The sequence below is a fragment of the Rhodanobacter sp. FW510-R10 genome, assembly GCF_058781105.1.
On sequence record NZ_JBYSWL010000002.1, the window covers coordinates 1 to 12,986 of the forward strand.

Sequence of the window (12,986 nt, forward strand, 5' to 3'; positions counted from 1 at the left end):
GGACTGCCCGTAGGCGAGGCCGGCTAGGGCCAGGCCGGTCACGATCCCGGCGAACTTCCTGATGATCTTCTTCATTTCCTTCCCGCCTCCTACGGGTTGGCCCAACCGGGAATCAGCGACGAGTCGACGGACTGGGTAGTTGTGGATTGGGTGGCCGACTGGCCCGTCGGCGCGCCGGTGTACTGCCAGTCGGTCAGGACCGTGTTGGCCTTGGCCTGCGTCGCCAGCGATTTATTGCGCGAATAGGACTGCTCATCCTTCTTGTCCGGTGACGTGCACGAACCGTCCAGGCAAGCCTGGTTGCCCGAGCACGTGGTCACCTCGGTGACGGTGTGGTCGGTGACGGGCACGCCCTTTGTGCAGGCGTACTGGCTCGTTTCGATGTAGCAGAAGCCGTTCGAGCCACGCCCGCCGTCTGCGCAGTCGGTCGACTGAAGCTTGCAGGTCGGATCGTTCTCCAGGTCCGCGCAGGAGTCAGGTGAACCGGATCCCTGGGGCGGGGCCTCGACGCAATGCCGCGTCCCGTCATCGTCATCCCAGCACACCGTGCCCTCGGTCTGGGTAATGCCCTGACAGTCGTAGTGAAGCGTGGCCACCATGCACGTACCACCGTCCCCGTCGAACAACGGTGGCTGCTGCATAACGACCTCTGCCGGAATGACGCCGCCGGCGACCGTCACGGGTGCTCGGGTGTCGCACGTCCAGTACACGCGGCAGAACGAATCGCCTTTCAAGTCACAATTGCCGGTGTCCTTGATCTCGAAGCCATAGACCGGGTTGCCGTCCATATCCCAGGTCAGCGTGACCTTCGGCTGGCCGGGCGGTTCGACTGCCCATGAGGTGCGCGTCGTCTCGAATACTGCGATCCAACCGTTCTCGTAGCTAGGCGCCTGCACCATCGTGACGGTGACGCCGGTGATCGGGAGCGACACAACCCACTTGAAGTTGTAGAGCTGGCGTGTGATGGGCAGCACTTGGTCCGCGATCGACACGGACGTCCGCTTGCCGCCGGTGCCGGAGCACACCTGGTCGTATTCGGCATTGATGCAAGTGTTGCCCTCGCCCGGGTAGAGCTCGCCCCGCCCGGTGGAGATGATGTCGCTGTAGGTCAGCGGGATGCCGTCGTCCGTCGTTCCTGGTGCCTTCTTTGTGCACGTCCACACCATCTTGCAGCTGGGGCTCTCTGGCGAAGCGTTGCAGTCACCTGCGTCCACCGTCCCCGTGGAAATCTTCTGCTCGCTCAGCACGTCCCACGTCATGTGGATGTGGGGCTTCGCTGGCGTCGGAGCGCCGTTGCCGGTGTACTTGCGGGTGACGTTGAACGTGGCGGTCCATCCGTTCTGCAGCGTTGGGGCGGAGACCAGGCCTACCGAAAGGTTCGAGTCGGGATTGGTCACGTACCAATTGAACGCCGAAATCGCCGTCGTGCCGGCCGGCAACAGGTCACCGATACCGATGCTGGTGCCGATGGTCGACGATCCGTTGCAGACGCGATTCAGCTCGCCGACCACACAGGTGTTCGGCGCGCCGGGGAAGAGAGGAGCCTTGGTCGACGCCAAGCTCGCAGACACAGCCAGCCCGTTGATCGTGGTCGGCGCATTCTGTGTACAAGTCCATTTGGTCGGGCACGCGGTACTGCCAGTGTCCGCACAGTTGCCCGTGTCACCGACACCCACGTCGGTCGTGGACGTGGTGACACTCCACGTCATCACAATATGTGGCTTCTGAGGGACGTAGGTAAAGTTGGTTCGGGAGACGGAGAACCCGGCCACCCATCCGTTCGCCTGCGTCGGTGTCTGGGTAAGCGTGACCGTCACGCCTGGCTGTGGATTGGTGACCGTCCACTGGAAGTTCGTCACCCGTATCGCACTGACTTCACCAGCCTGCGCGACGGGCAAAACGAAGTTGAAGAGCGCCTCGCCAAGGCTAGTGCGGCCCGCGGGCGTGAACTGCCCGTAGGTCGCCCCAGTCGGCACCTTGTCGCCGATCGAGATGGACGAGCCCATTGAGGCTGTGCCGCCGCACGTGCGGTTCAACGCCGCCACGACGCATGTCGAGGAAGCTCCGGGATACAGCGGCGCTTTACTCTGAGCAAGTGCCGTGGTGACCGTCTGCCCATTTACGACGTAGGGCGCCGATGCGCTGCAAGACCATCTCGTTGGGCACTGCGAACTACCCGGGTCTCCGCAGTTACCACTGTCGCCCACCGTGGCTTGAACGGAACCCACGTCGTAATAGAGAGAAAAGCTGTAGCCATTGTTGTATTGGGTAAGGATCTTTTCCGTCCATCTGACAACCGAACCGCTGAGAGTGATATTGGTTACCGAGACGCCCGGGTCATGATTAAGAAGATACTTCGTGAAGACGGTCCCTGCGGGCACGGGGGTTGTATTAAAAAACGCATCGTAAACCGACATGTCTACAGACTTATTGGTCACCTTGCCTACCTGACCAGGAACGCCAATACCCTGCAAGTTTCCAAGTACCATGTAGAAAGCGTTGGCCTCAGAAACCGAGCCAGTGACACTTATCGTCCTCGTGCACGAAAGCCCACCCATTTCCGTGCTTATCGGCAAATCACCTTGCGCAGTCCCCGTCGTCGTCGCATTGGACGAGCTCGCGCTCATAATTCGCCGGCACGAAAGCCCGCCCGTTTCCGTCGTGATGTTGAGGTCGCCATCGCGCGTCTGGTGGAGCGTGTCGCGGTAATAGTGCGCCGTTGTCTTCCGGGTGCAGACCTGGCCCGTTGCTCCTTGCTCGACGAGTAGCTCTGCCGTCTTGGTCCCGGGCTGCCGCGGGATTGAAACGGTACCGACGCGAGTGCGCTTGCATACCTCACCCTGCTCCATCGGGGTCAGTATCTTCTCGCACGTCTTGTAGTCGGTGATGTAACCCTCGCTCTGCACCGGCGTGACGACAGTGGTGTCCTTGCAGTCCGAGAACGCTTCGCCGAGAACGTTCCCGTTCTGGGCATCGGCCAAGGTATCGAGCGAACCTGTCAGCGTGCCGTCGTTTGCGACGTCGGCCTTGGTGACAGCCTTGTTGGTCGCCGAGGCATCGACGGTGCTTGAGGCCTGCTCCAGCGCGCTGGTGCCTTTGGCTGAGAGCGCTTCCTGCTCGTCGTAAGTCTTCTTGAGGTCGAGCAGGTCCTGATGGTTGTTGGCATCCTGAAGCTTCTTGACGTAGTCCTTGTCTGCCGTGGTCGAGCCGGGCACCAGGCGGTTCATGTCGATCTGCGTGCCGTTGATGTTGGCCACGCCGGTACCGGCCTCGCCACCCTCGGTGTAGCCGACGTTCGGTTTGGCTGCGAGCAGCGTGTCGCCGTCGCTGGTTGCGCTCTGCGTCGCCGTCGTCGTGTCCTGCTTGGTCAGAGGCGCCACAGTGGGCTGCGTGTCCTGAGCAGACGCGCCAACGCCCACGGCGCACAAAAGCGCGCCGGCGAGCGTCAGGGCGATGAGACGATACGATGGAATACGCACAGAAGATAATCCCTATTCAACAACCTGATAAAACGCTACATTACGTTTTAATGAGCCACAAATTTGCTCACCAGAACGTCATACAACATTCCGTATATTCCCACGACATAATGACGTAATCCTCTCCTTTTACGGGGATATTGCGCCACTCGCCCCATTCAAACGTGCTTGCTCCGAGCCAGTGATTACTACGCTTTTCCGGCATGGGGTAGAACGTCTGAAGTTTGTATTGCTGCTTCGGTATGATCGGCTCAATCATGTTGCGGCAGACGGCGCTATTGCCGTAACTCTTTTTTGCTAGCGTTCGGCGATGAAGCGCATTAATGGCGCGGAAAGTCAGTAGGGAAGTCGTTCGCGGCGGACTGTCGTCGTCCACGACGTTACCGCTCAATGGATAAGCATGTCCCCACGTACCGGCGCACCAGAACAGGAGCTGGATTGGCTTGTACACCGTGGATGCGACCGCGTCGGCCGCGCACGCCGCGATCGCGATCGGATTGGCGAACAGCTTCGACTCCGGCGCTGTGTAGAACGACAGCTCGTCATCGTTCCAGGTTGGGTCGATCTCGCTCAGATACATGATGTCGATGTCGTACCCGCCTTTGCCGGTACACACGGAGCCAATGAGCGAGTCCAACAGAATGTTGACCGGGTAGGCCCACCAGTGCCAGTTGTAGTAGCTGCCCTCTGACTCATGATGCTGCTGCCCGCCGGGCTCGTAGCCGCCCCACCGGGCCAGGCCGGTGACGCCCAGCTTGGCCTTCTTTGTGATCAGCGCCTTTCCGAATACGGGGCTGCACCACGGCTGACGTACCATCTCGAATAGATGACGCGGCTGCCAGTAGCCCAACGTAATGCCGGGGGACGGAATGCCCATCGTCCGGCCAGGACAAATACAGAACGGCGCGGCCGTGTCGTCCGGCGTTTGGCCACCGCCCACTGGAATCCCCATGATCTTGATGGGGAAGAAGCACTTCCAGCAGACGTTGTTGATCATTGCGCCGGAAAAGAACTTCGAGTCAGGGCACGTGGCGCCCGACGCGCCGGCGATGTTGCCCGTGTCCTCGGCGTAGGCCACCGTCACACTTCCGAGCAGCAGACCGAGAGCCATCAGGCAGCGTGCCATGAGGGATCGCGAGTTGGCCTTATGCACGTTTCGGCTCCTCGATAGGGTCCGCCATCAACTCATCGCGGACGATCGTGATGTGCTGGGGCGCATCGAAGACGACTCGGCAGGAGCCGCCCTGAAACTGCACGAACTTGAGGTGCATGCGATCGACGGTCCCATCGCCCTTCGGAATCTCCACGGTCACGCCCTGCCCTCGCCTGCGCGTCAACAGCAACGCCATGTCACTTCCCTCCCTGGTGCATGGGCACCTCAGTCACTACAAAGCGATTCTTGGTTGCCGTCACGGTGCTCGGCACCCGCTCAAGGTGGAACGCGTCGCGCACCGCACTGTTGAGCATGTAGACCGGATGGTTCATGGCGATCTCCATGTCCACGTATCCGTCTGCGCCCTTCTCGCGGTCCACGCTGATCGTGATCAGCTTGACCTTGGCCCCCCGCGCATCGACCAGGGCCTGGCGCGCGAAGGCAACCTGCGCGGGGTCAGTGGCGTCGTAGATCACCAACGTCTGGTGGAATCCTATGGACTCCAGCGGGTTGAACGTATCGCCAGCACGAGCGATTACCTTGCCGTCCGGCGTAACGATGTCTTTGGGCACCACGACGGTCGGGTCGATCTCGCGCACGCGACGTACCGTTGCGCGTGGCAACTCCGTGAAGCGTGTTTTCTTCCAGAAATTTTCGGCCGCCTTCGTCTTCCAGGTCTCCCAGTCGAACTCGCGCGCCTTCTGCTGGAACGCTTCGAGGAGGTCAATCTCGGTCACCGGGTAGGTTTGGCCGTGCGCGCCAAGATCGCCCTTGGCGCCGCCTGCGACCTCTCGGTCAATCCAGGCCGGATCGAGCACGCCGCGGACGCTGGCCACCACGTTGCCGCTGGCGTCCAGCTTTTCGAGTGTCGGCACGGAGCTGACCTTGTGGTCAGTGAACACGGTCGGATCGACCTCGATGTTCGGGATCGGCTCTTGCTTCACCGCCTGGTCCTTCACAAAGCCGCCGAGCACGGTCTGCAGCTGGGAGACCGTCTGACCTTTGAGCGGGCCGCGCAGGACCAGCACCATGTCGTCGCGTCCGGCCGCCACGGCCATGGCCGCGCGCAAGCCGCCCTCGCCCATCGACTGAGACACGTAAATGCGGTACGTCCGCATTTCCTTCGGCCGTGCGGCGAAGGCCTTGTCAGACGAGGCCACGGGAGACGGCAGATTCATCGTGCGCGCGGCGTCCGAGAGGACCTTGCGCATCGCGTCCGGCGAGCTGTCCGAGATCGCGTTCAGCGCCTCGCCGTGCTTGTCTTTTTCCGCCTTGATCGCGGCATCGGCTGACGCTTGCCACCCTGAACCAGCATAGGCCTCCGGATTCTCGACGGCGTCGGCGGCACGCTCCAGCCCAACGCGATCGGCCGCGTTCACCGACGCAGCAGCGGCCGGCGCGCTCTGGGCCGACGCCAGACCACCATGGAGGAGAAGCGCCAGGGCAGCCATCGACAACCACTGCTTCCTCACCATAGCGGACGAGCCTTTGCAAAAATCTGGGACGTCTTGAGCAAGCCCCAGTACCGCCCATCCCATGACCGTGGCTCAGTTCCGAGCATCAGCACGTGGCCGACGGGTACCGTGTAGTCCTTGGTGACATCACTCACGCCAACGTTTCCTTTTTCCATGACCGAGGGATTGAGCGGCCCCCAGTACCGTCCATTGATCGAAATGCCCTTGCTGTCCACATGGATGCGGTCGCCAGCGACCGCCGCGGCGTATTTGATGACGGACGCGCCGTCCCGCATAAGCGGGATGTGGCGCGCCCGGTAGACGTAGATCCGGCCCGCCTCCACCACGTCCGGCCGTTGCTGGTTGATCGCGTAGACCCTCCAGGGAAGACACCGGGTCACCTGCGGGTCGTAACCGAGGTGGACGAACGCCCCCACGCTCTCGATCAGGGCAATCCAGGCGATCGCCACCAGACACGTCAGATTGATCGCCTTGGCGCGGCTCCAGCGCGGCTTGGGCGGATTAGCGATGGTCGTCATGGCCACCTCGCGTCCCGTTCTCCTGTTCGGGCAGGCGAGCTTCATACTCGGCCGGGAAGGCGTATACGTAGGACGTATCCAGCACCACATAGCCGGCCGAACGCAGGCGCCTTGCGGCCCCCTGCACGCGCGCCACAGCGGCACTGAGATCCTCATCGGTGCTGCCTGCACGAAGGCTGGCCTGGACAGCGCCCTGGACATCGAGGACGGCGATGCGCGGACGTTCGGCCAGTTCCTCGCTCAGACCAGTCACGCCGGCGAGCCGTAGCGCCACAGCGGCGACCACGACGGGCCAGCCCAGCACGACAACCCAGCGGAGCGGTCCCCACGAGGCTCTTGACGCACTCTTGCTCTGTTCCGTATTCATGCCGCAGACCTCCGCGCGTCACCGCCCTTCCGATCGCGTATCACCGCCCAGATGGCGTCCTCCAGCGACAGACCGGCCTGCTGGTAGCTCGCGATGGCCGCCTTGTCCTTGGCGTGCGAGGAGAACATCAGGGTGTTGAAGGGCGACTCGACCAGGCGGCCGATGCCGGTGCCAAACGGGCCAACGAGGAGGATCTCGGAGTACTCACCCTGCACCGTGTGGACGGTTTCCAGGAGGCTGTATTCGACCTCCGAGAGGGACAGTCGACCGTTCTTCTTCGCCAGGGAGATCGAATCGCGCTCTTGCGCGAGTAGCAGCTTGTGCGCCGAGTTCTCGATGATCGCCGCCGAGCCCTCGTTCTGATAGAAGTCGTTGACCGACTGGGTACAGATGCCGGCGGCCGCGCCAAACTTGCGCAGCTGACGGTACCAACTGATGATGAAGTCCTTGGTCTCACCCGTGGCGATCAGGTTAAAAGCTTCGTCGATCAGGAGCACCTTCGGCATTTCGACCGGCAGGTTGTCCATGCCCTGCTGGATTTGGTACATGAGCTGGAGCAGAACCACGCGCTGAAGGTGCTGGCGGCCGGTGAGCTGCTGCAGTTCCAGCACCACGAGGCGGTTGTCCAGGTTCACGTTGGACGGACCGTTGAAGTAGCGTCCGTACTGGCCTTTTGACGTGAATGGGAACAACTGGTGCCCAACGTCCTGCAGGCGTGTGTCACCCTCGGCCAGAAGCGCCTCCTCCAGACGGTCGACGGTGAGCGCATGCTGATGGACAGCCCACTGCTCGGTCAGTACGCGCTGGACGCCCGGGCTCTGGTATTCGTCGAAGCCGCCCTTCGGCGCGGCCATGATCTGCAGGATGCCCAGCAAGATCTCCACCTCGTCCTCGAACACCTTCACGATGGAGAACGGGTTGATGCAGATGTCCGAGTCCGGCTCGAACTCGATGTACTGGCCGCCGCGATCCAGACAGGTCTTCTTGTAGGAGAAGCCCTTGTCGATGATCCAGGCGCGACCACCCACGCTCATGAAGTTGCTGACGATTGCGTTGGCCATGAAGCTCTTGCCGGAGCCCGACTTCGCTGCGATGACGAAGTTATTGTTTGAGTCCGTGTCGTAAGGCGACCAGGGCATCAGTTGCCCGTCACGGCTGATGAGCGTCAGCAAAGGCTGCCGCGTGCCACGCCAGCTGCCGATCACGGGAAGCATCGGCACGACATGGCGCGTCGCATAGGTGCGGTACCGAGTCAGAAACTTCTGAATCGCCGCCTCTGCCGCAAACGGCAGGAGCTGGGAAAATAGAGGCTGCAGCGCGTACCGGTCAGGGATCGCCTGGAAGCCCAGGGTCCGCAGCATCGCCTGTACGTCACCGGCAGCCTGGATGGCGAGGTCGTTGGTACGGCTGAAAACCGCAGCGCCAAGGTAGGCGTAAACGATTCTGTCGCCGCTGTCGAAGGCCTCGACCATCAGCCGCAGGCTTTCAGCGCGCCGACCGTACTCCGGCACAAAGCGAGCAAGCGGCCCACTTGCGTTCTTGGTGGCCCAGCCAAAATCGTTGGTCAGCGTGCTGCGGCGGGACTCGTGATCCGGATACAGGATGTTGACCGTGTAGAGCACCGGGTCGCGCATGGCCTTGGTGCCACGCATGATGTCGCCCATGTAGTACTGGGCCATCCCCGGAAACAGCGAGTCGGGATACCGCTTCACGCTCATGACGCGCACATGCGCGTGTTCGCCGAGCCTGATCGCGTCGGCACCATACTCGATAGCGGTATCCGGATCGAGGATCTGATTGCACAGCAACACGTCATCTTCGCACTCGGCCACGGCGGTTCGGCGCCAGATCGCCTGCGGACTGTGGTTGAGGAGCGTCTCCATGAACCGCACGTAGCGGCGATTCGACAGGCGACCGAAGGGGAGTCGAATGGCCTTCAGTGCCGCCTCAAAGTTCTGGCGCAGCTCGCGGGTCTTTTGCAGCTCCGCATCGCTCATCGGGCCGCTACCGTGCGGAATTGACACGCAGATGATCACTTGCAGCTGGCGCAAGCGCGCGCCGGCAACCTGGCCAGCGGGCTCCAGGGTCAGCTCACGCAAGTAGCGCACTCGCTCGGCCGACATCATGCGAAGAGTTGGCTCTTGCTCGTGCTTGCGCAGCTCGTTGAAGTCCCAGATCGTGGACTCGATGTCGGGCGAGGCGTAGTGCATCACCTGCAATAGCGCGCCAGTCGGAAACGGAACGTTGAGGAGCGTGTTCAACGCTTCCATGGTTGACGTGTCGATGCCGGACAGCGGCGCCGAGATCGCACCGAAGCCGATGCGATCGGGGGAGATGACAAAGAGGCCCTCGTCCTCGTCAAAAGCGTGAACGACGCCAAACTGGCGAATCAGCGCCTCCTGGCGCTCAGCGTAACTAGGCACGTGCCCTCCAATCCTGTGGGAATAGTCGTAAAGAGGGCCGGCCCAGAACGGGCCGGCCCAAACCATCGCGCTAGATGGCGAAGGAGAAGATCGTGTCGATGATCTTCGGCGCGTAAGCGAGAACCGCCGCGAAGCCAATACCGATGGCCAGAGCCATCAGCGACTGCTTCACGATGCCGATGCCCATGCCGACGCCGAAGGCGGAGACGGCCAGCACCTTGCCCAGCGTGCCTTCGAGCCAGTTGCGGATCTTGTCGTAAATTTCCTGGAACTCGGACCCGTCGGTACCGGCGGAAGCGGTAGCGCTGACCACGAGCAGCAACACAATCAGCAGGCCGTACTCGGAGACGAACAACGTCGCGCGGTCGGTGCGGGACAGCTTCTTTGCCGGCGTCGACTCGAGGGTTTCGGAATCGGCGTGCGCCGGGTTGATGGTCATTGCGTTCATGTCAAAAATCCTTGGTTATTCGCCACCATCTGATCCCGTGCGGTGTGCCGTCGGAGTGGCTTTACCAACGCCAGCCGATGCGTCCTGCGCCGCGTCCTTACCGGGTGCTCCAAGAAGACGGAACAGACTGGAGTCGTCGGACACGCGCTGCGCGACCGACCACTTCCGCGGCTCAATCTCCGTGTATATGAATCCACTCATGTGCAGATCGCCCGCGTCGTCCTCCCAGGGACGTACGTAGATCCGCATGATCTTTGCGGCTTTCCGGAACGCATCCGGCGAACCATCGGCGCCAAGCGCCGGAACCTCCTGGCGCGAGCGCGTTCGCGCTGGCGCCGCATCGGTGGCGCGCACGATTGCCGCCGCAGGCGAGACCACCGCCAACGTGTCACCATCCACCGCCAACGTTGCCGGCGGAACCGGCCCTCGCGGCGCGGACGCCGCAGATAGCACGGGACGGGACCTGACTACTTGCGCGCGATCTCGTGCCGGCGAAGCAACGACGGAGGCCTGCGCCGGCTCAGCTCCCGCAACTTTTCCCGCCGAACGACCCTCGCGAGACAGTCTTGCCGCCTCCTTCGGATCGACGCCCTTGACCTCGTCGGCGTGGTTGGTCGCCTGGTACACATCCATGGGGCTCATGCACGTGACGCCCGTCGGATTCGGGCAGGCGAACTTGCTTCCGCCGGTGGCTGCGCAACCGGCGAGCAGCGCCATGGCGAGAGAGGCGAATGAGATGTTGCGAATGACGGACATGCGTGTCTCCTTGACGTCGCCATCATGGGCGAGTCCAAACGGCGCGAAGCCGAAAAACGAGGGGGTTACCGGGGCGCGTTTCGCATTACTTGACGACACCCATCTGGGCGCCCTTCACCAGCATGAACGTGACCTTCTGTCCGGCATCAACTTCGACTACGGGGAACATCTGGTCGGCCATGTCCAGGTAGTACTTCGCAATGCGATCGAACGCCGATCCCACGCCGCCGCCGGCCCCTTGCTGCAGCGCCGTCCCGTAGTCGACGTTGTCTGCGCCGAAGTTCATGCGGTAGTTGCTACCGCTGAATGCCTGCCCAATACTCTGCATCACGCCGGCGGCCGCAGCCTTTGCGATCACCTGTCCCTGCTTGCTCACCAAGCGGCCACGGATACCTGCCTTGCCGTCGGGACCAATGGCGACCATTTCGACCGGGACGTCGATGACTTTCTTGTCGGCCCGGACGCAGGAGATGGTCGTCGAGCGCAGATAGGCACGCTCACTGGCCAGGTCACCGTGACCCGAGGCGACCACGAAGCATTCGCGCACGTCCGCGCGATAGCGGTTGGGCAACACCGCCGACGCCTTCACGCGAAAGAGCATAGGCAACGGATCCTTCATCGCCTGCCTGCCGGTCGGCGCGTCCATGCCTGTGATGCTCACTACCTGCATCATCGAGCCGGACGGAAGATACTGGGTTGGCACCTTGTCGTCGGGCAGCCGGTCGTTCTTGACGCCAGACCGCGTTGGAGCGCTACCCGGTACGGAAGGGACGGCTGGACGTGCCGACGCATCGAGCGCATCTGCGGACACGGAAGCAGTCTGCTGGGCCACCCCAATCTCGCGGATTGCTCCGCTGGACGCGCCAGATGAGCGGAACGACGACGCCTGCGCGCTTCCCGCCATCGGAGCCAGGTCACCCTGATTCGGTGCAGACGGCACAACTGGCGCCTGCGACACACCGCTGGCACTCCCTTGCTGGAGCGCCTGAATCTGCTTACGTAGATCCTCGAGCTCGTCCTGAGTGCGCTGCGCACTGTCTCGCTCGGCGCCCGTCTGGCCCTGACGCTTCTGCGCCTCCTGCTGCTGGCGAAGCCGATCCACCGACTGAAAAAGCTGCTTCTGGTCCCGAGCCTGCTCCTGCAGACCGGTAGCGAGACTGCTTACCCCCAGGTCGCGCGCGGCACCGGCAGGCATCAACTCGTTCGCCATGCGGGACTTTACCGCGCTCGGCGCGTGGCTCTTCGTAGACGGCGAACCGAAGATGAAGGTTCCGAGGGCCATCAGCATCAGGATGCCGACACCCCACACGACGTACTGCTTGTGCGTGCTGCTGAGTCCCGCCCAACGCTGTTTAATGTTCGCTACCATGTCAGCGACTCTCCTTGACGAGAACCGGGCGCGACTCACTCCCAGGATCTTCGGCCGGCGCGCGGATGGCCACGTACAATTCGGTTGCTTGACCAGGTTTCAAACGGACCGCCGGCCAAGCCGCGGCTGCGATGACGTCATCGCCGCTGCACCCGGTTTCCACGACGTCTGCGGTGACGGGCTGGAGGTTCGTGACGCGCGATACCACGACCAACATGTTGAAGCCGGTCATGAGCTGCAGCGGCTCGACGGATAGCCCAGGCATGCTGCAGCGTGCGCTGGCGATGGAGCCGGTATCGGGCCGGCCTAACGAATAACCGTCGGGAACCTTGCCAAGTGCGAGCGACCGGAAGAGGTCCTTCACGGTGTCCGTGAAGGGCTGATCGGTTTCCCAACCTTTCGCTGTCGAGCGGTCACCCTGACGGATAACTTCCGGTGCAACATTTGCGCGCGGGTAGTATTCGGGCACGCGCAGATGCACGCTGACAGGCGGGATGTCGGCCGGCACCATCGAGACCGACACGGCAGTGGTCGGATCGGGCTTGTCGTAGATGAACATCGAGACGGGCTCGCTCGAGTCCGATTTCACGTAGACCACGCCGGCCGGGTCGACGCTGATGTCAGCCGAACTGGACGTCTTTACGGTTGGCGTCCTGAAAGGGACGACGAGTCGATTGGTCTGCGAGCGTGCGATGCCGAAGACCGTGGTCACCCCGGGTTTAACAGTGAGCGTCGGCGGCGGAGGCTTGATGCTCGAAGGCCGCGATGCAACCGAACCCTGCGGTGCGGGTCCAGTCAAGCTCGCGACAGCCTGTTGCTCCTGTTGGGTCAGGCCAGGCTGATGGGTCGTTGCTACTTGGGCGGCTTGTGTCGATGCCGGCGGATGCAGCGGTTGCACCGGAAGGCCGGGCGTCACCTGCGCGGTGGCGATTGTCGAAGCCGCGATCGCGGCGAGGGTGAGGATCATTTTGCTGCAGGACATTTGCATCCTTGCTCTC

General features: G+C 62.5%; 11 protein-coding genes. All 11 read right to left on the reverse strand.

Going from position 1 to position 12,986, the window contains the following annotated elements; all coding sequences use genetic code 11:
* Positions 1 to 89: 89 nt before the first annotated feature.
* Entirely contained in the window at positions 90 to 3,479 is a 3,390-nt protein-coding gene (locus AC3WJB_RS15190; protein ID WP_153037879.1) for a hypothetical protein, read from the reverse strand.
* Between the two features lie 67 nt (positions 3,480 to 3,546).
* The gene (locus AC3WJB_RS15195) at positions 3,547 to 4,632 is read right to left on the reverse strand and encodes a TraU family protein (RefSeq protein ID WP_492683270.1); all 1,086 of its coding nucleotides are present in this window, start codon (positions 4,630 to 4,632) and stop codon (positions 3,547 to 3,549) included.
* The gene (locus AC3WJB_RS15200) at positions 4,625 to 4,828 is read right to left on the reverse strand and encodes a carbon storage regulator (RefSeq protein ID WP_068098951.1); all 204 of its coding nucleotides are present in this window, start codon (positions 4,826 to 4,828) and stop codon (positions 4,625 to 4,627) included. The genes AC3WJB_RS15195 and AC3WJB_RS15200 overlap by 8 nt, the downstream gene beginning before the upstream one ends.
* 1 nt (position 4,829) lies before the next feature.
* Positions 4,830 to 6,083 carry a TrbC family F-type conjugative pilus assembly protein gene (locus AC3WJB_RS15205; protein ID WP_161487782.1) on the reverse strand — a complete coding sequence of 418 codons (1,254 nt, stop codon included), beginning with the start codon at positions 6,081 to 6,083 and terminating at the stop codon, positions 4,830 to 4,832.
* A 17-nt stretch (positions 6,084 to 6,100) separates the two neighbouring features.
* Complete coding sequence (locus AC3WJB_RS15210) at positions 6,101 to 6,625, reverse strand: S26 family signal peptidase (RefSeq protein ID WP_161487781.1); 525 nt, start codon at positions 6,623 to 6,625, stop codon at positions 6,101 to 6,103.
* Entirely contained in the window at positions 6,609 to 6,992 is a 384-nt protein-coding gene (locus tag AC3WJB_RS15215) for a hypothetical protein (protein WP_161487780.1), read from the reverse strand. Before AC3WJB_RS15215 ends, AC3WJB_RS15210 begins: the two co-directional genes overlap by 17 nt.
* The gene (gene traC / locus AC3WJB_RS15220; RefSeq protein WP_068098943.1) at positions 6,989 to 9,481 is read right to left on the reverse strand and encodes a type IV secretion system protein TraC; all 2,493 of its coding nucleotides are present in this window, start codon (positions 9,479 to 9,481) and stop codon (positions 6,989 to 6,991) included. Before traC ends, AC3WJB_RS15215 begins: the two co-directional genes overlap by 4 nt.
* A gap of 4 nt (positions 9,482 to 9,485) precedes the next feature.
* Entirely contained in the window at positions 9,486 to 9,863 is a 378-nt protein-coding gene (gene traA / locus AC3WJB_RS15225; RefSeq protein ID WP_235604435.1) for a TraA family conjugative transfer protein, read from the reverse strand.
* Positions 9,864 to 9,878: 15 nt separating this feature from the next.
* Entirely contained in the window at positions 9,879 to 10,619 is a 741-nt protein-coding gene (locus tag AC3WJB_RS15230) for a TraV family lipoprotein (protein ID WP_068098941.1), read from the reverse strand.
* An 85-nt stretch (positions 10,620 to 10,704) separates the two neighbouring features.
* Positions 10,705 to 11,988 carry a TraB/TrbI/VirB10 family type IV secretion system protein gene (locus tag AC3WJB_RS15235; protein ID WP_068098939.1) on the reverse strand — a complete coding sequence of 428 codons (1,284 nt, stop codon included), beginning with the start codon at positions 11,986 to 11,988 and terminating at the stop codon, positions 10,705 to 10,707.
* 1 nt (position 11,989) lies between these two features.
* A complete protein-coding gene (locus AC3WJB_RS15240; protein ID WP_492683273.1) occupies positions 11,990 to 12,955 on the reverse strand; it encodes a hypothetical protein in 966 nt (321 codons plus the stop codon).
* Between the last annotated feature and the right edge of the window lie 31 nt (positions 12,956 to 12,986).